Consider the following 19,172-nt stretch of genomic DNA (forward strand, 5'->3'; position numbering starts at 1 on the left):
ATTGTGGTGAAGGTGTGTCTACCACAAGATGTTGGGTGATTTTAAAGAGGAGATCGCATGAAAAGAAGTTTGAAATTATTCAATAAGAAGGGGAAAAAGCCACGTCGTAGAGAAGAACGTTATGACTACGATGAAGAGTATGAGCGTGACGACTACGACGAGGAGTATGACGAGGACGATTATCCCGACGACGAGTTCGAAGAGGAGTACGGAGACTATCAGGATGAGGACGACTATTCTGATGAAGACTATCGTGACCGCAGAGAATACAGGGATGAGGAATACTATTCTGAGGACAGGGATGAGCGTCGCAGAGCAGATCGCTACGAATCTGATGAAGATTATAGAGAAGACGACTACGAAGATTATGGGGAAGAAGAGCCTGATAATGTAGTTGTTGGAAAGTTTGGAGCTGATCGCAGGGCAGATAACGCCGATGATGAACGCTATGAGTCAGATGAAGATTATAGAGAAGATGATTACAATCGGGAGGTCGAGCGTGATTACCGCGACGAAGATGTAGACGAAGAGGATTATCCTGAAGACGATTATGATCGCGAAGAGGATTACAATCTGGAAGACGACTTCGAAGACGATTATGATCCTGATGCGGATGAGGATTATGACCGGGAAGATAACAGGGATGAGGAGTACGATCCGGAAGAGGATGAGGACTACGATCCTGAATACGATGAAGACTACGATCCTGAGTATGACGAGGACTATGACCCTGAGTACGACGAGGAAGATGAGGAGTACGAAAGAGGCAGCCGTGGCGGCAGAAGAGGTCGTGGCAGGAAAGATCGTGATGGAGAACCTGTTGTCGCCAAGATACTGAACTTCATTAAGGAAACCTCTTTTGCTGAAAGAGCTGCAGCCATAGTGGCAGTGATTTTGGTGGTTGGCGGAATCTTTACCATGTCCTTCTATTCAAAGGCTCTTGGAAGGACTGAAGAGATCCAGTCCTTTGTAGAAGTCGGTACAAATCTTCAGGTTTCTGATGTGGTAGGATCAAGTGGACTTATTGCCATAGCTGATGCTCAGAGAGCAAAGGCAATGACTGCTGAGATGCTCGGAGAAGATGAAGAGGAAGAACCTGAGGTTGCTGATGATGCCAAGGGTGTTGTCATAAAGATGACTGTCACCTCCATCAAGAGCGATATGAAGGTCAAGTTCATCAACTCAGAGACCGGAAAGCTGGTTGCCAATGTTCCTTTCAACATCGAAGTTGTAACTCCGGATGGAACTAAGGTGACCTACGACGATCACGATAAAGACGGAATCATTTACAAGAAGGATATCACTGCCGGTAATTACAAGATCACTCCACTGGCACTTCCTTCTGAATACAGCAATTACAATCTGGACACCTCCACTAAGTCCCTTACAGTAAAAGACACTGTAGAGATGAAGGCGGTTGATGTCAGCAACGAGATAAAGAAAGAATCCCAGGTCAATGCAGCAGTAGAGGATACAGCAGTTCAGAATGTTGTGGAATCAGAGCTTAAGGATACTGTTGATTGGGTAGATTCAAACCAGGGCGTTTCTTCCGGAGACGGAAAGTACAGCTATGAAGCTGTAGATAAGAAGAACAATGTTTCTGATCCAAGCAGCACTTCAAAGCTTGAACTTGGAAGTGTAAGAAGAACAGCCCGTTCAAGAGCCAGAGCCACAGATACTACAGAAGGCCAGCTGGGTGAAAATGGAAGTGCTGGTGATAGCAGCAGTACAGAAAATAGCAGTAGCACAGGCGATAGCAGTAGCACCGGTGACAGCAGCAATACAGGAAGCGGTGACAGCGGAAACACTGGCAGCACAGATACTCCTACAGAACCGAAGCAGGATGAGACCATGTCTCTTGCAAACTCCAGCCTCAGCTTAAAGGTTGGCGAGACTGGTTCAGTAAAGGCATCAGGTCCATCATCTCCAAGCTATTCTTCCAGCAATGACAGTGTTGCATCAGTATCAAGCGATGGAACAGTTACAGCAAAGGGCGAAGGCTCAGCCACAATCACAGTTAAGGCTGATGGCTATAAAGATGCAACAGCAAGTATTACAGTAACTGCAGCTCCTGTTGAAAACAAGACCATGACTCTTGCAACCACAAACCTTACCATAAAGGTTGGTGAGACTGGTTCGGTTGCAGCATCGGGCCCATCTGCACCAAGTTACTCATCGAGTAATACCGGTGTAGCAACAGTAGGTAGCGATGGAAAAGTTACTGCAGTGGCTGAAGGTACAGCAACTATTACTGTTAAAGCTGAGGGATACAATGACGCTACAGCTACAGTTACAGTTGGCAAGGCAGACAAGGGCACCATCAAGCTTACATCAAATGCTCTTAGCATTCCTGTGGGTCAGACTGGAAAGATCCTTCCTACAGAGCCTAGCTCAGTTACTTACAAATCAAGTAACGAGGCTATTGCAAAGGTTTCATCTGACGGAACAGTTACAGCGGTTACAGAAGGTACAGCAACCATCACGGTTTCAGCAGACAAGTACAATGATGCAACAGTAACCATCACAGTAACAAAGGGTGCTTCTGTATTCCAGATGAAAGTATCCAATGTCACTATGGTTCAGGGCAGAACTTACCAGGTTGCACCATCAGATTCAAGCTTAAAGCCTAAGTACTCATCAGCAAACACAGGCATTGCAACTATTGCTGAAGATGGAACAATCACAGCAGTGTCTGAGGGTGAAACAACCATCACAGCAAAGGTTGATGGCTTCAACGATTGTACAATAACAGTTAAGGTTCGCTCTAAGTCTGCAGTCCTTAAAGATAAGAACGGAAATACCCTCTACGTAAAGGACGGCGACAGCTACAGAGAAGCAACCTACGCTGATTACTACAGCGACGCGACTTTGTATCTCAGAAAAGAGAATTCAAACTCAGGTACACGTTACGGTTGGTGGACAATCGACGGCAAGACCTACTATTACGATAGAAATGGTAACTACGTGACCGGAGAACAGGTTATCAAAGGCGCCAAGTACTCTTTTAACTCTGACGGAAGTCTCTCATCCTCGTCAGGAACACTGGGAATCGACGTCAGCAAGTGGAACGGCAACATTGACTGGGGTCAGGTTAAGAAGTCCGGAGTAAACTTCGTAATCATCAGATGTGGTTACAGAGGTTCATCTGCCGGAGCACTCATTGAGGATCCTAAGTTCAAGGCCAACATCAAGGGAGCCCAGAATGCAGGTCTCAGAGTTGGAGTATACTTCTTTACGCAGGCTATCAACGAGGTTGAGGCTGTAGAGGAAGCTTCAATGGTAATAAGCCTTATCAAGGGCTACAACATCAGCTTCCCGGTTTATCTGGACGTTGAGGGAAGTAACGGCAGAGGCGATACCATCAGCGCAAGCCAGAGAACTGCCAACATCAAAGCGTTCTGCGGAACTATCCAGAGCGCAGGCTACAAGGCCGGTGTTTACGCAAATAAGACCTGGTTTACAAGCCACATCAACACATCTCAGATCACTAATTACAAGATCTGGCTGGCTCAGTATGCAGCAGCAGTAACCTACAACGGATCCCGTTACGACATGTGGCAGTACACCTCAAAGGGTTCTGTTTCGGGAATCTCCGGAAAGGTTGATATGAACATTCTTTATAACTGATGATCGGAGGACTTATGTCCAAAGCGAAAACATCCAAAGGAACAGGAGCTTTCAGGCTTCTGTCCTTTGCGTTACTGACAATATTTTTTATAGGCATCGCACTTTTTGATGGCCCGGAGTGGTGTAAAGACTCTCCAAGTTATGAGAGCATGGACTTTTCCAGAGAACCGGTTTATCCACTGTTCTTGATGCTCCTTAGGATGGCTTGTAATGCCATGGGCATCACGGCAACTCCCTATGATCTTGCACCGCACCTTACAGCTGCAGTGCTGCTCCAGAGCTTGTTATGGGTAGGTGTTATCTGGTACCTGGGATGCTTTGTCTATGACATTTCCACAAGATATCTTTCGGAAAAGAAATCTCTCATCCTGTCAGCTATCGCCATGCTATCTCAGGTGGGAGTAGCAGTTCTTAACAGGTTTGTGGCCAACCGAGGCTCCATGTATTCCGAGTCCATAATGACGGAGTCCCTTGCAATGCCACTGTTTGTGTTTTTTACGATCACACTGGTAAAGAGCCTTGAAAACTACAACATAAACGCCTGTATTGCTCTTGCTCTTCAGGGGATCCTAATCTCCAGCATAAGAAAGCAGATGCTCATAACTCTTTTAATGTGGGGAGCAACCTCCTTTGTGCTTCATCTTTTTGTAAAGAAATATAGAAGCCTTCAAAAGTTCTTTATGACTTTCATCGCAGTTATTGCTGCATTTGTAATGATCCAGGGCCTGGACTGTGTTTACAATCAGGCTATCCGTGGCGTGTTCACTACCCACGTGGGGAATAGCCGTGGAGGACTGGATACGGTTCTTTACACTGCAGAACCTGAGGATGCAGAACTTTTTGAAAACGCAGATCCAAATGAATTTCCGGAGCTTAAATCTCTTTTCACAAGAATCTACGATGAGTGCCAGGCAAGACAGCTGACCATCGATTACGCACCGGGATATGAGCTGGGGCCGGATTCAAACATTCTTAATTCAGACTGGGTGGCTATGGTTGACCATTATGCCCAGAGCTATGATGTGATCGGTTTTGAGATTGTCCTTCCCATGTGCGATGAGTACGTGGCAGAGCATTTTCCAGAGCTTGATCAGGTCCATGCCCAGATAAAAGAAAATCAGGTGGAAGCCAAGTTGTTGAAGGTGCTGATGTTTGATCATATAGGTGACATCTTCAAAGGAAAGGATAAGGGAACCTGGTATGTGCTTAGTGCCAATGTTGTGAAGGCTTTTGTCATGTCAAATGCCAACATTGCGCCACGGATCCTGATCACAGTATCTGCAGTAATGTACGCCTTGTTTGTGGCTGCCATGATACTGATGGGCATGAGAAGGCGGCCAACATTTCTTTTGCTGGGGCTTGTTATGATCCTGGGACTTGCTATAAACTGCGTGATTACGGGCTCTATGATCTTTCCACAGCCCAGGTATATGTGCTATAGCATGGGACTCTTCTACTTGACTTTGTGTTGTGGTATACTAAGTCAGTGAAATTATGTAAAATCGAGCAAAGACTCGGCTTCGAAAGGAAAAGACTATGAGAACATACCTCGTAACAGGTGGAGCTGGATTTATCGGATCCAACTACATCAACTATATGTTTAAGAAATATGACAATGACATCCGCATCATCAACGTGGATGTGCTTACTTATGCAGGAAACCTTGAGAACCTCAAGGATGTTGAGGGCCGCGACAATTACACCTTTGTGAAGGCTGATATCTGTGATCGCGATGCTATCAACAAGATCTTTGAGGAGAATGATATCGACAGAGTTGTACATTTTGCGGCTGAAAGCCACGTGGATAGATCAATCGTAAATCCTGAGGTCTTTGTGCAGACCAACGTTCTTGGAACTGCAACAATGCTGAACGCAGCCAAGAAGGCATGGGAGCTTCCTGATGGCTCTTTTAAAGAGGGCAAGAAGTTCCTGCACGTAAGTACTGACGAGGTTTATGGTAGCTTGGATGACGATCCTAATGCGTATTTCTACGAGACAACGCCTTACGATCCTCACAGCCCATACTCTGCAAGTAAGGCCAGCTCAGACATGCTGGTGAAGGCATACATGGACACCTATAAGTTCCCTGCCAACATCACCAACTGTTCAAACAACTACGGACCTTACCAGTTCCCTGAGAAGCTCATTCCTCTAATTATTCACAATGCTCTTGCAGGAAAAGACCTTCCGGTTTACGGAGACGGTAAGAACGTCCGCGACTGGCTCTATGTTGAGGACCACGCAAAGGCTATTGACATGGTTCAGGAAAAAGGCAGACTTTTCGAGACTTATAACGTTGGTGGACACAACGAGAAGCAGAATATTGAGATTGTTAAGACAATTATCGATGTCCTTCGCGAGGAGCTCGATGACTCAGATCCAAGGAAGGCTCATCTTACATACGATTTGATCAAGTACGTTACAGACAGAAAGGGACACGATCGCCGTTATGCCATTGCACCTGACAAGATCAAGGCTGAGATCGGCTGGGAGCCTGAGACAATGTTCGCAGAGGGTATCAGAAAGACCATCAAGTGGTACTTCGATAACCAGGAGTGGATGGAACACGTAACCAGCGGTGATTACGAAAAATACTATGATCGCATGTACAGTAACAGGTAATTAAAAGGAGATTAATCCATGAAGGGAATTATCTTAGCAGGTGGTTCAGGAACCCGTCTTTATCCGCTTACAAGGGCAATGTCCAAGCAGATGATGCCTGTTTATGACAAGCCTATGATCTATTATCCTTTGTCAACACTTATGCTGGCAGGGATAAGAGATGTTTTGATCATTTCAACACCCCGTGATCTTCCAATGTTTGAGGAACTCTTCGGAGATGGAAGTCAGCTGGGCATGACCTTTAAATACGCAGTTCAGGAGCAGCCAAGAGGACTGGCAGATGCCTTCATCATTGGTGCAGACTTTATTGGATCTGATTCGGTTGCCCTGGTCCTTGGCGACAATATCTTTTACGGCCAGAGCTTTTCTAAGCTTCTTAGAGAGGTTGCTTCCCGTGAGAGTGGTGCAACAATCTTTGGTTACTATGTTCGTGATCCAAGAGCTTACGGTGTTGTTGAGTTTGATGAGAACGGCAAAGCAATCAGTATTGAGGAAAAGCCTGAGCATCCAAAGAGTAACTACGCAGTTCCGGGACTATATTTCTACGACAACAAGGTTGTTGAGATCGCAGCAAATGTTAAGCCTTCACCAAGGGGCGAGATTGAGATCACCAGCATCAATAATGAATATTTAAACCGCGGAGAGCTCAGAGTCGAGACCATGGGCAGAGGCTTCGCATGGCTTGATACAGGTAATCACGACTCGCTTTTGGATGCATCTGACTTTGTCTGCGCTTTCCAGAAGAGACAGGGACTGTACATTTCCTGCATCGAGGAAATCGCCTATAAGCGTGGCTTTATAGATAAGGATCAGCTTCTTAAGCTTGCTGAGCCTCTTATGAAGACCGACTACGGTAAGTATTTAGTAGAAGTTGCTAATGGGCTGTGACCATGATCACTTGACGAAGTATTGTTGAGCCTAGTGAGCATGGTCGTTCTGGCGAACGCGAAGCGTGAGAGCAGAACTACCTTGTGAAACTGGACGGGAAGGTGGAAATGGACGCAAAAGTTTTCAGAATGGCATTACTTACCATCATAAGCGCCTTTATCCTGGTGCTTGTGATCATATATGCGACTAATGCAGATAAGATCAACAGCCTTTTAGGTCGTGAACAGGCAAAAGAGACTTCTTCTGTTGAAGCTTCAGTTGAGGAGAGCAGCGAAGAGGTAATCTATGGGGACCAGATTGGTGACAATCTGCATGGTTTTCTTTTGGATGAAGACTTTTTTGATGAGACAGAAAAGGTGCCTTCAGTGGTTGTAAGAAAGAAGACCACAACCGAAAAGAGCGAGGATACTGATCAGGATGCATCAGCTGAGGAAAGCTCAGAGCGTGACGGAACAGGAATGGCTGTAGTTGGAGAGCTCTTTAATCCTAACCCCGAGGCGACTGCAGATACTTCAGGGTATCTTACAAGTCTTCCGGAAGCTCCGGCAGGCGGCTTTGGACAGTATATTCCGGCGGGACAGACTGTGACAGGAACTCAGGTTGGAACGCCATAAATATTTTTAAAGGAGTAGTTTTTAGAAATGGGACAGATTACAGTAGAAACATGTGAAATTGAAGGACTTAAGGTTATCACCCCTAAGGTTTTTGGTGATGCCAGAGGCTATTTCATGGAGACATACAACAAGAACGATTTTGTAGAAGCAGGCATAGACGTGGAGTTCGTTCAGGACAACCAGTCAGCCAGCAGCAAGGGAGTACTTCGTGGCCTTCATTTTCAGAAGACACATCCACAGGATAAGCTTGTACGCTGCATAAACGGTGAAGTATTTGATGTGGCAGTTGATCTTAGAAAGGGATCTAAGACTTTTGGAAAGTGGCATGGCGTTCTTCTTTCTGCTGAGAACAAGAAGCAGTTCTTTATTCCAAAGGGCTTTGCCCATGGTTTTTTAGTTATTTCAGATTACGCAGAATTTGCTTACAAATGTTCAGACTTTTATCATCCTGAAGATGAGGGAGGCCTTTTGTGGAATGACCCTGATATCGGCGTAGATTGGCCTATTCCGGAGGGCGTAACCCTTAACCTTTCTGACAGGGATACAAAATGGGGAGGAATCAAGGAGTTTTGATGAGCAGGTCAGAGAAATTTCCCAAGGCATTGGGCTTGGGTATTTTCTATTGTTTGGCGCTCATACTGGCGCTTCTTTTGGTATTTCATAATAACCCCCTGGCAGACCAGCATACCGAGTTTTTGAAAAAGACCTGTGGCTGTATTCTTATTGGTGTCAGCTGTATTTTAGTTTTCTTCTGGTATGACAGACTTATGGTGCTTCCTGTAGAACTTTTCAATTCCAGGAAGCTCATTAAGCGTCTTGCTATCAATGATTTCAAAAAGAGATATGCAGGTTCATACATGGGTATAGTGTGGGCACTGGCTCAGCCGGTGGTCACTGTTGTTATGTACTATATTGTCTTCGACGTGATATTTCAGGCAAGGTCTCAGGCTGTTGCTGGGGGCATAGAAGTGCCCTACGTGCTGTTTCTCACATCAGGCCTGGTACCTTGGTTTTTCTTTACTGAGGCTCTGACTAATGGCACTACTTCTTTATTGGAATACAACTACCTGGTAAAGAAGGTCCTTTTTAAGATCAGTATTCTGCCAATTATTAAGATAATAGCAGCAATGTTCATTCACGTGTTTTTCATTGGCGTTTTGATGTTGATAGCTTGCATCTATGGTTATTATCCCAATGTTTATTGGCTACAGATTATTTATTATGTGGGATGTGAATTTATCCTTGTGCTGTCATTGAGCTACGCCACTTGTTCGATAACAGTATTTTTTAGAGATCTTTTACAGATTATCAGTATTTGCTTGCAGCTTTTCCAGTGGGCAACTCCGATTTTATGGGATATTCACATAGTTCCAGACAAATATAAGTGGATCATTAAGCTTAATCCTATGACTTACATAGTAGAAGGCTACAGAAATGCAATCTTTGGAGATACATGGTTCTTCGAACATTTCTATTCATCAACCTATTTCTGGTTGTTTGTTGTGGCGGCCTTCTGCTTTGGTGCTCTCGTATTCAAGAGAAGTAAGACCCACTTCGCTGATGTGCTTTGATTCTTTTATTATATGAATGAGCCTCTGGCACAAATAAGTGTGCACAAGCCGCGATTCTTAGGCGCTGTGGAGCAAAGACCAAGGAATGTTTTCGTGCCATTGCACGGGAACACGACTTCTCTGGGCTTTGTGGAGCGCTTAGCGCCCTGAGCGGCGGTGGACAGTTATTTGTGCCAGAGGCGGGGTATATACACAAAGGAAAATCATGGACAACAACACTGCCATTGAGGTGAAGAACCTCACGAAAATTTATAGATTGTACGACAAACCCATGGACCGTCTCAAGGATTCTCTGGGCTTGGCGCGGAAGAACAGCTTTAAGGAGCACCGTGCTCTGAACAACGTGTCCCTCTCTGTTAAAAAGGGTGAGACCGTGGGTATCATCGGAACTAACGGCTCCGGAAAATCCACCATTCTGAAGATCATTACAGGAGTTCTTTCCCCTACAGAGGGAGAGGTCAACGTGGATGGCCACATTTCTGCGCTTCTTGAATTGGGTGCCGGCTTCAACATGGAGTATAACGGAATCGACAACATTTACTTAAACGGTATGATGATCGGCTTTTCCGAGGAAGAGATCACAAAGCGTCTTGACTCAATCCTTGAGTTTGCAGATATTGGCGAATATGTTTATCAACCGGTAAAGACCTATTCCAGCGGTATGTTTGTCCGCCTGGCCTTTGCCGTTGCAATCAATATTGACCCGGAGATCCTTATCGTCGATGAGGCTCTTTCCGTAGGAGACGTATTCTTCCAGGCAAAGTGCTATCACAAGTTTGAGGAATTCAAGAAGCAGGGAAAGACTATCCTCTTTGTTTCCCATGACCTTTCTTCTATCAGCAAGTACTGCGACAGGGCTGTTCTTCTGAACCAGGGTGTACTCCTTGGAGAGGGCACACCAAAGAAGATGATTGACATTTACAAGCAGGTTCTTGTTGGTCAGTATCCTCTTCCAAAAGGTGAGGGTGAGAATCTTCTTGATGACGAGGAAATCCGCAAGGCTGCTGCTGATGCTGCAGACGGCGATGGTAAGAAGAGTGGCAAAAGAGCTGATTCTGAAAAGGACAAGGCAGCAAAGACGGCCAACGAAGATAATTCCAAGGAAAGCGCTTCAGGAAAATCTGGCGACGGTGCAAAGTCAGCTGATGATGCAGCTGCCACAAATCCTGACACCCTTGAGTATGGCGATGGTGCAGCTTCCATCGTAGACTTTTTTGTTACGGATAATAAGGGAACTCGCTCTAATTCCATCATCAAAGGCACAGAATTTACAGTTCATATGAAGGTGCGCTTTGACAGGGATGTAGCAGCTCCTATTTTTGCTTTCACCTTTAAGAACATTATGGGAATAGAGATCACCGGAACCAACTCCATGGTGGAGAAGGCCTTCCTGGATCCGGTGAGGGCAGGAGATATAAAAGATATTTCTTTTACCCAGAAGATGACGCTTCAGGGAGGGGAGTATCTGTTAAGTTTTGGGGTAACAGGCTTCGAGCAGAACGACTTTACAGTTTACCACAGGCTTTACGATGCGCTAAATGTGACTGTAGTATCAGATAAGAACACGGTTGGCTACTACGACATGGAGTCAAAATGCACAGTGGTTGATGGGAAGTGAACCGAATGAACGAGGAAATAAAGATTGGGGGCGTAAGCCTTAACTTCAAACATTACTCAGGGGTTGATCTCTACAGCGATGGCGCTATAGAGAACGACCTTCTTGATATTGTAAAAAACTATAAAAAAGAGGACTACCAGAAGGTTATCGAGGAGCGAAACAGCTGGCCGATCCTGTACCATCTCTCAGACCAGAGAGCCAATATTGTTGAGTGGATCCCAATGGACCCCAAGGCAAAGGTTCTGGAAGTGGGTTCAGGATGTGGTGCCATCACCGGAATGCTGGCTAAGAAGGCAAAGACTGTTGTTGCCTGCGACCTTTCAAGGAGACGTTCTGAGATCAATGCCACACGTAACTCAGAGTGCGACAATGTCACTATTCATGTGGGCAATTTCAGGGATATCGAGCCTGACCTTCCTAAGGACTTTGACTACATTTTCCTGATCGGTGTATTCGAGTATGGACAGGGCTACATCGGAACAGACAGCCCCTACGAAAGGTTTCTTCGCATGCTTGGAAGACACCTTAAAAAGGGTGGAAGAATTGTCATTGCCATTGAGAACCGTCTGGGACTTAAGTATTTTGCCGGCTGCGCAGAGGATCACCTGGGAAGCTATTTTACAGGCATTGAAGGTTACTCCCCTGACAGCGTTGCCAAGACTTTTTCAAGAAACGGCCTCATCAACATCTTCAAGAAATGTGGCATGAATGAGTACCATTTCTACTATCCATATCCTGACTACAAGCTGATGACTCTTTTGCATTCTGACGCATATCTTCCAAAGTTTGGAGAGCTTCAGGACAATGTCAGAAACTTTGACAGGGACAGGATGGTTCTTTTCAATGAGAAGCACGCCTATGAGGATCTGGTGAAGGAGGGCATGTATCCTGAGTTTGCCAACTCCTTTGAGGTAATATTGGGGCCTGGATTTGATACCATCTACTCCAAGTATTCAAACGACAGGGTGGATGAGTTCAAGATAAGAACCGACATAGCAATTGACAGGGCCGGACGAAAGGTCATCAAGAAATTCCCTCTTACAGAGGCAGCAAGAGAGCATGTTTTCAGCATCCGTGATGCGTATCTTGGACTTCAGGAGAAGTTCAGGGGCGGAGACCTTGAGATCAATGACTGCCAGATAAATGAGAAGGAAGGCTGTGCAATGTTTTCCTTTGTCAATGGAGTTCCGTTGGCTTCACTTATGGACGAGTGCATCGATAAGGATGACATGGATGGCTTCAATGCCCTTTTGAATGAGTACATCAAGAGAATAGGCTACAAGCCGGATTATCCGGTTTCCGACTACGACCTTATCTTTTCAAATATTATGGTCAACGGGCCTATTTGGACTATAATAGATTATGAATGGACCTACGGTAAGTGCATTCCAGCCAAGGAACAGGTCTGGAGAGCGCTTTACTGCTATCGTCTTGAGGATCGCAAGCGTGAAAGATTTGATCCCAAGCCGGTTTATGCAAGGCTTGGCCTTACAGATAAAGAGATGAAGGTGCTCCTTGATGAGGAGTATGCCTTCCAGAAATATGTCACCGGAAATCGCAGATCCATGGTAGAGATCTGGAAGGGCATCGGCAGGAAGGTGATAGTGCCAAAAGAGCTCCAGGCCACAGCCACAGCTGCCCGCCCCGATGACTGTGTTCAGATCTATATGGACAACGGTGATGGCTACTCTGAGGATGAGTCGATCTTCCCGGAGGAGAGCTACAACGATAAAAATGAGATAGACCTTGATATCAAGGTTTCTAAGGAATGCAGGACAGTCAGAGTTGATCCGGCTTTTGCTCCATGTATCGTCACAATACTTGATGCTACCTGGAATGGTAAACCTATTGCTGAGTCTTCCTGCAACATAGACATCCATCCGGTGAATGGAGAGTGGATCTCTGACGACACCTTTGTTTTCAATACCGAGGACCCTAACATTGAGTTTGGGCTTTCCGATAATAACCTGAGTGTTCAGGAACGTAACCATTTGGAGCTTTCTCTTTTAACCACACTGATCCCCAAGAATTCGGCAGATGCCATCGTGGAGTCAGTTCATGTGGAGGAAAAAGAGACACCTCAAAAGGGTAAAAACATCCTTGGTAAAATTGGGAGAAAGATCAAGGAAAAACGCGAGGAGCGCTTCTATAAAGACGAGGAGTGGGATTAAGGGGATATGCTGAAAGGCGTAGTTAAAGGGGCACTGACAAAGACCAGAATAACTAAATACAACAAGCAGCTTGCAGTGAAGTCTTCTGCCTATGACAAGTGGCAGCATGCTCAGGAAAAAGAGCCTGTTATCCCTGCTGAGGCGCCTGTCCAGTACGAGCCTGATGAGAATGGGGAGATGATTCCCCACAAGCTCCCAGAGCCTGTCGTTAAGGTTTTTCCCTACGGGGAGGTGTGGGAAGCTCAGGACATAAAGAAGGACGAAAACACTGTCTATCTCTTTGTAAGCCCTAAGGGCAAGCTTGTTAAAAAGGCTGCAGAAGTGGTCAAACAGTATTTCATTGCCCACCCGGAACACAACGTAGTTTATGGCGACGAGGACGAGGTTTCAAAGGGAGGAAAGTACATCCACCCATATTTCAAACCCGACTGGTCACCTGATTCATATCTTAATGCCTTTTATATAGGCAGTTTTTTCGCATGCAGGGCTAAGACCATGCATGAATCTCAAAGCGAATATGATAACGCAGTAAGAATGCTGGGCGGAACGGCTCACAAGAAGGGCTCGGTTGAACAGACAGGGCTGGAGGCATCTCTTTTGTCTGCAGATGTACTGTTCTGTATGCTGGCAATACATGAGCATGCTTTCGGCAAAAGAACCGGTCTCGAGTTCCCAATTGGTCACATAAGGGAAGTGCTGTTCCACAGGAATCCTGAGCAGGACGTATTCTACGGCAGGAGCTTCCATTCCTCAAAGCATATGCTCCTGGCCCCGGCAACTGTCAGTATCATTATTCCATCCAAGGACCATCCTGAGATACTTCAGCAGTGCCTTAATTCAATAATTGAGACTACAACCGATGACAATATCAAGTATGATATCGTCGTTATTGATAATGGTTCAACGGCGGCAAACCGTGTTAAGTACGGCGTTTATGCCTCTCGTGCACCAAGGAAAAACGGTCTTACCAAGATCAACTATATTTACAAGACCCAGGATTTCAACTTCTCGGCCATGTGTAACCAGGGAGTTAAGAGCTCAAACGGTGAGTACCTTCTTTTCATGAATGATGACATCGAGTGCGTTAAGGAGGGGTGGCTTAGGGAGATGTTGTCACAGGCCCAGCTCAAACACGTGGGTGTTGTTGGAGCAAAGCTCATTTATCCTGAGACAGATCTTATCCAGCACGCGGGAATTGCCAATGTTCGCAGGGGGCCTGTGCACAAGCTTCAGAAGATGCACGACAACAAGAACCACTACTTTGGATATAACCGTGGAATCCATAACACGATTGGCTCCACAGCAGCGTGCCTTTTAGTCAGCAGGAAAAAGTTCCTTGATATTGGAGGCTTCCCCGAGGAACTGGCAGTAGCCTTTAATGATGTGGATCTGTGCTATCTTTTCCACGAGAAGGGCTACTATAATGTGTGCTGCAATCACATTTATCTGTATCATCACGAGTCTCTGACCCGTGGCCTTGATAACCTGGACCCTAAGAAGATGGAAAGGCTTGCCCATGAGGGTGACACTCTTATGACTAGGCATGCCCATTTATATAATGTGGACCCTTTCTACAGCCCACATCTTACAGAGGATGAGACCATTTCAGCCATCATCCCCAAGGAGGATTACACTCCTGTTGAGGACTTGCCTTATGCATCTGTGACCATTCACGAGAAGGGCATTCGCGGTGCCCGTGAGGACCAGTGTTTGAGAGTTGGCTGCGAGTACAATGGCACGATGGACAACTGGCTTTATGGCGTAACAGCTGAGGGCAATGAGGAAGGTTATTTCCTTAAGGGCTACAGTTTTGTTATTGGGTCAGACAATGCTATTTTTGAAAAGAGATTGTTGCTGCGCCTTGTAGAGCGTTACGAGGACGGGGCAGGACCTGTGGGACCAAAGGTCTACAGTTTTACACCTTACGTTTGGTATCGCCCTGACATCAGAGTGAGGCTGGGAGATCAGGTGAACGTGGATCTTACGGGCTACAAGCTTCGTATTGAGAAAGGTCTTTTGCCGCCGGGCTACTACCAGATCGGAATGATGGCAATCGACAAGACAAGTCGCCTCAAACTTATCAATTGGGTACCGAATATTTTAAGAGTGAGAAAGTGAAATTTTATGGCAGATAATAAAGAGTTAGACTACAAAGCTGCATATGAAAGAGAGAAGCTGAAGACTGCTGATCTTGCCGGACGTATTGCTGAGCTTGAAGACAAGAACCAGGAATTAGAGTTCAAACTCAACAGGATCAAGAATAACCCTATCTGGAAGGCTTCAACTCCTGCCCGTAACACCATGCACTGGGTGATCAGGCAGAGGGACAGGCTTAGGAATCAGGGGTCACTTAAGGGAGTTATTGCCAAGGTTAAGTACAAGCAGATTGAGAAGAAGGCTATGACCCATTATGGTACTGAGAGCTTCCCTTCTGAGGAGACAAGGAAGGAACAGGAGAGTACTGTATTTGAGAAGATGCCGCTGATATCAATCTTAGTACCTTTGTACAACACTCCTGAAAGATTTCTTCGAGATATGATCGAATCTGTGCTTGATCAGACCTACAGCAATTGGCAACTGTGCCTTGCTGATGGTTCAGACGATCAGCACGTGGGCGAGGTTAAGTCTATTGTAAGAGAGTATCAAGCTGATAAGAGAGCCAGGATGAATGCCTCTGAGACCGGAGATATGGGCTGCAGGATCAAGTACCAGAAGCTGGAAAGAAACGAGGGAATTGCAGGCAATACCAATCATTGCCTGGAGCTGGCTGAGGGAGAGTACATAGGTCTTTTCGATCATGATGATATCCTTCACCCGGAAGTACTGTACTGGTATGTAAAAGCCATCAACGAGGAGAATGCAGATTACATCTACTGTGATGAGACCACCTTTAAGGGCGACGACATCAACAAGATGATAACCATGCACTTCAAGCCGGATTACGCTATAGATAATCTTAGAGCTAACAATTATATCTGTCATTTCAGCGTTTTCAAGCGAACTCTCTTGGAGGGCACAGAGCTCTTCAGGACAAAGTTTGACGGAAGCCAGGACCATGACATGATCCTCAGGCTTACGGATAAGGCAGAGCACATTGTTCACGTGCCCAAGCTTCTTTACTACTGGAGAAGTCACGCCGGGTCAGTTGCATCAGACATCAGCGCAAAGCCCTATGCCATCGATGCAGCCAAGGGCGCAGTTGCAGATCACCTTCGCCGTCACGGCTATGATCACTTCAAGATCACCAGTACAAGAGCTTTTGAGACAATCTTTAAGATCACCTACGAGGTTCAGGGAACACCTAAGATTTCCATTGTGATCCCTAACTGTGAGCATGCACAGGATCTTAAGAGATGTATTGATTCAATATATGAGAAATCGGTTTATGACAACTACGAAATAATCGTTGTTGAGAATAATTCCAAGGGCAGCGAGATCAGGGGCTACTACGAGGAGCTCAGGACAGGATCCCTTAAGGATATAGTGAAGGTTGTGGATTACACGGCAGCCAAGGCAGCAGGGCAGATTGCTACATCTGGCGACCACCAATCAGCCGATGGCTCTTTTAACTACTCAGCAGTTGTAAACTACGGCGTAGCCCAGTCCACCGGAGAATACATCATCCTTCTTAACAATGACACCCAGGTAATCACCGTAAACTGGATGGAGGAGCTTTTGATGTATGCTCAGCGTGAGGACGTTGGCGCAGTTGGAGCAAAGCTCTATTTCCCTGACAGAAAGATCCAGCATGCAGGTGTGGTACTTAAGCTTGGCGCCCATAGGACAGCCGGACATTCACATTACGGTCAGGCTGGAATGAACCTTGGATACATGGGACGTCTTTGCTATGCTCAGGACGTAAGCGCTGTAACAGGTGCATGTCTTATGGTTTCGAGGGCTAAGTATGACGAAGTCGGCGGTTTTGATGAGACCTTCCAGGTGAGCCTTAACGATGTGGACTTCTGCCTTAAACTCAGAGAAAAAGGCTATCTTAACGTCTTTACACCATTTGCTGAGCTTTATCACTACGAGTCCTTGTCCCGTGGTCTTGACCTTGAGGGCAAGAACGCAGCCAGATATGAGAAAGAATCAGAGCACTTCCGCACAAAGTGGAAGGAAGTTCTTGATAAGGGAGATCCATACTATAACCCGAACTTCTCCCTTGATCGCAGCGACTTCAGTCTTAATGTAGAAGGCTATTCAAGCCTTAGGGACCAGTAAAATCAATAACCCTGCGGAATTAGTACCATTATTGTGGTATACTTTTATGTTGAAGGGACTAATTTAAACGATATTAGTACAGGAGGAAAGAGAATGAGTGAAGCTACAAAGCAGCTGGAGTACTGGCTGAATGACGATTACTTTGATGAGGAGACCAAGAAAGAGCTTCTTTCCATCAGAAATGATGAGGCAGAGGTTGAAGACCGTTTCTATAGAGAGCTTGAGTTTGGTACCGGCGGACTTCGCGGAGTTATCGGAGCAGGAACCAACAGAATGAACAAGTACACTGTTCGTAAGGCTACTCAGGGGCTTGCAAACTATATCAAGAAGCATGGCGGACCAGATGCAGCGAAAAGAGGTGTTGCAATCTCTTTTGACTGCAGAAGATTCTCACCTGAATTTGCTGATGAGACAGCACTATGCCTTGCAGCTAACGGTATCAAAGCATATGTCAGCGATATTCTCCGTCCTACACCTGAGCTTTCATTTGCCCTCAGGGAGTTTGGATGCATCGCAGGCGTAATGGTCACAGCATCTCATAATCCACCTGAATATAACGGATATAAGGTTTACTGGGAGGATGGCGCCCAGGTTACACCACCTCACGATACAGGAATTATCGATGAAGTTGTTGCCATCACTGATTATCACGATGTTCTTACAATGTCTAAGGATGAGGCAATTTCAAAGGGGCTTTATGTTTCCTTTGGTGAAGAGATTGATGACAAGTACATGGTTGAGCTGAAGAAGCAGATCATCCATCAGGATGTTATTGACGAGATGGCTGACAAGTTCACCATCGTTTACACACCATTTCATGGAACAGGTAACCTTCCTGTAAGACGTGTTCTTAAGGAGCTTGGCTTCAAGAACGTCTTTGTAGTACCTGAGCAGGAACTTCCAGATCCTGATTTCACCACACTTGAATATCCTAACCCTGAGGATCCTAAGGCCTTCGAGCTTGCTCTTAAGCTGGCAAAAGAAAAAGATGCCGATATCGTACTTGCAACCGATCCGGATGCAGACCGTCTTGGTATCTACGCTAAGGACAGCAAGACCGGCGAGTATGTTGCATTCACAGGTAACATGTCCGGTATGCTCATCGGTGATTATATTTTGAGAGAACGTCAGGCAACAGGCACAATGCCTGCAAACCCTGCTTTTGTTACAACTATCGTTACCACCAACATGGCAAAGGCTGTAGCTGAGTCTTATGGTCTTAAGTACATCGAGGTTCTTACAGGCTTTAAGTACATCGGCGAGCAGATCAAGCTCTTCGAGCAGAACGGAAACAGCAACAACTATGTATTCGGTCTTGAGGAGTCTTATGGATGCCTTGCTGGAACCCATGCAAGAGATAAGGATGCGGTAGTAGCAGTTATGATGCTCTGTGAGCTTGCTGCTTTCTACAAGAAGCAGGGCAAGACCGTATGGGATGCAATGATCGATACCTATGAGAAGTACGGATATTTCAAGGAAGGCCAGTACTCCATCACCATGAAGGGTAAGGAAGGTGCTGAACAGATCGCAGCTCTTATGGATAAGCTTAGGAAGAATCCTCCTAAGGAGTTCGGACAGTGGAAGGTAGAAGAGTTCAGAGATTATAAAACCGGCAAGACCCTGGATATGGCTTCAGGTGCAGAAGGAACCACAGGACTTCCTACATCAAACGTACTGTACTTTGCACTGGATAATGACGCATGGTGCTGCGCAAGACCTTCAGGTACAGAGCCTAAGATTAAGTTCTACATGGGCGTAAAGGGCAAGAATCTTGAAGATGCTGCTAAGCTCCAGGATGAATTAACAGATGCTGTAAAGGCTGTTATTCAGTAAGGATAGA

12 protein-coding genes are annotated in these 19,172 nt (G+C 45.8%); all 12 read left to right on the forward strand.

The window, feature by feature from the left end; all coding sequences use genetic code 11:
• The first annotated feature begins 57 nt into the window (after positions 1–57).
• Positions 58–3,627: a GH25 family lysozyme gene (locus BO18_RS32660; protein ID WP_051688650.1), complete on the forward strand. Its 3,570-nt coding sequence runs from the start codon at positions 58–60 to the stop codon at positions 3,625–3,627.
• 14 nt (positions 3,628–3,641) lie between these two features.
• Entirely contained in the window at positions 3,642–5,117 is a 1,476-nt protein-coding gene (locus BO18_RS10510; RefSeq protein ID WP_034446044.1) for a hypothetical protein, read from the forward strand.
• Between the two features lie 46 nt (positions 5,118–5,163).
• Positions 5,164–6,249, forward strand: coding sequence for a dTDP-glucose 4,6-dehydratase (gene rfbB, locus BO18_RS10515; RefSeq protein ID WP_034446048.1), 1,086 nt, complete (start codon positions 5,164–5,166; stop codon positions 6,247–6,249).
• 18 nt (positions 6,250–6,267) lie between these two features.
• Positions 6,268–7,137, forward strand: a complete 870-nt coding sequence (gene rfbA / locus BO18_RS10520) for a glucose-1-phosphate thymidylyltransferase RfbA (protein ID WP_034446051.1) — start codon at positions 6,268–6,270, stop codon at positions 7,135–7,137.
• Positions 7,138–7,244: 107 nt separating this feature from the next.
• Positions 7,245–7,751 (forward strand): hypothetical protein, encoded by a 507-nt coding sequence (locus tag BO18_RS10525; protein WP_034446053.1) that lies wholly within the window; start codon positions 7,245–7,247, stop codon positions 7,749–7,751.
• Between the two features lie 27 nt (positions 7,752–7,778).
• On the forward strand, positions 7,779–8,324 hold the full coding sequence (gene rfbC / locus BO18_RS10530) for a dTDP-4-dehydrorhamnose 3,5-epimerase (RefSeq protein ID WP_034446055.1): 546 nt from the start codon (positions 7,779–7,781) through the stop codon (positions 8,322–8,324).
• Complete coding sequence (locus BO18_RS10535; RefSeq protein WP_242856551.1) at positions 8,324–9,322, forward strand: ABC transporter permease; 999 nt, start codon at positions 8,324–8,326, stop codon at positions 9,320–9,322. Before rfbC ends, BO18_RS10535 begins: the two co-directional genes overlap by 1 nt.
• 205 nt (positions 9,323–9,527) lie before the next feature.
• On the forward strand, positions 9,528–10,940 hold the full coding sequence (locus BO18_RS10540) for an ABC transporter ATP-binding protein (RefSeq protein ID WP_034446057.1): 1,413 nt from the start codon (positions 9,528–9,530) through the stop codon (positions 10,938–10,940).
• Positions 10,941–10,945: 5 nt separating this feature from the next.
• Positions 10,946–13,111, forward strand: a complete 2,166-nt coding sequence (locus BO18_RS33960; protein WP_066738228.1) for a class I SAM-dependent methyltransferase — start codon at positions 10,946–10,948, stop codon at positions 13,109–13,111.
• Positions 13,112–13,117: 6 nt separating this feature from the next.
• Positions 13,118–15,229 (forward strand): glycosyltransferase, encoded by a 2,112-nt coding sequence (locus tag BO18_RS10550; RefSeq protein ID WP_034446058.1) that lies wholly within the window; start codon positions 13,118–13,120, stop codon positions 15,227–15,229.
• Between the two features lie 6 nt (positions 15,230–15,235).
• Positions 15,236–17,332 carry a glycosyltransferase family 2 protein gene (locus BO18_RS10555; RefSeq protein WP_034446061.1) on the forward strand — a complete coding sequence of 699 codons (2,097 nt, stop codon included), beginning with the start codon at positions 15,236–15,238 and terminating at the stop codon, positions 17,330–17,332.
• 93 nt (positions 17,333–17,425) lie between these two features.
• Entirely contained in the window at positions 17,426–19,165 is a 1,740-nt protein-coding gene (locus tag BO18_RS10560) for a phospho-sugar mutase (protein ID WP_034446064.1), read from the forward strand.
• Positions 19,166–19,172 lie beyond the last annotated feature (7 nt).

It is taken from the genome of Butyrivibrio sp. AE2032 (genome assembly GCF_000702965.1).

Bases quoted from the DNA above. Each gene is read 5' to 3' on its own strand.
- BO18_RS32660 (WP_051688650.1), top strand. From the start codon at position 58: ATGAAAAGAAGTTTGAAATTATTCAATAAGAAGGGGAAAAAGCCACGT.
- BO18_RS10510 (WP_034446044.1), top strand. From the start codon at position 3,642: ATGTCCAAAGCGAAAACATCCAAAGGAACAGGAGCTTTCAGGCTTCTG.
- rfbB (WP_034446048.1), top strand. From the start codon at position 5,164: ATGAGAACATACCTCGTAACAGGTGGAGCTGGATTTATCGGATCCAAC.
- rfbA (WP_034446051.1), top strand. From the start codon at position 6,268: ATGAAGGGAATTATCTTAGCAGGTGGTTCAGGAACCCGTCTTTATCCG.
- BO18_RS10525 (WP_034446053.1), top strand. From the start codon at position 7,245: ATGGACGCAAAAGTTTTCAGAATGGCATTACTTACCATCATAAGCGCC.
- rfbC (WP_034446055.1), top strand. From the start codon at position 7,779: ATGGGACAGATTACAGTAGAAACATGTGAAATTGAAGGACTTAAGGTT.
- BO18_RS10535 (WP_242856551.1), top strand. From the start codon at position 8,324: ATGAGCAGGTCAGAGAAATTTCCCAAGGCATTGGGCTTGGGTATTTTC.
- BO18_RS10540 (WP_034446057.1), top strand. From the start codon at position 9,528: ATGGACAACAACACTGCCATTGAGGTGAAGAACCTCACGAAAATTTAT.
- BO18_RS33960 (WP_066738228.1), top strand. From the start codon at position 10,946: ATGAACGAGGAAATAAAGATTGGGGGCGTAAGCCTTAACTTCAAACAT.
- BO18_RS10550 (WP_034446058.1), top strand. From the start codon at position 13,118: ATGCTGAAAGGCGTAGTTAAAGGGGCACTGACAAAGACCAGAATAACT.
- BO18_RS10555 (WP_034446061.1), top strand. From the start codon at position 15,236: ATGGCAGATAATAAAGAGTTAGACTACAAAGCTGCATATGAAAGAGAG.
- BO18_RS10560 (WP_034446064.1), top strand. From the start codon at position 17,426: ATGAGTGAAGCTACAAAGCAGCTGGAGTACTGGCTGAATGACGATTAC.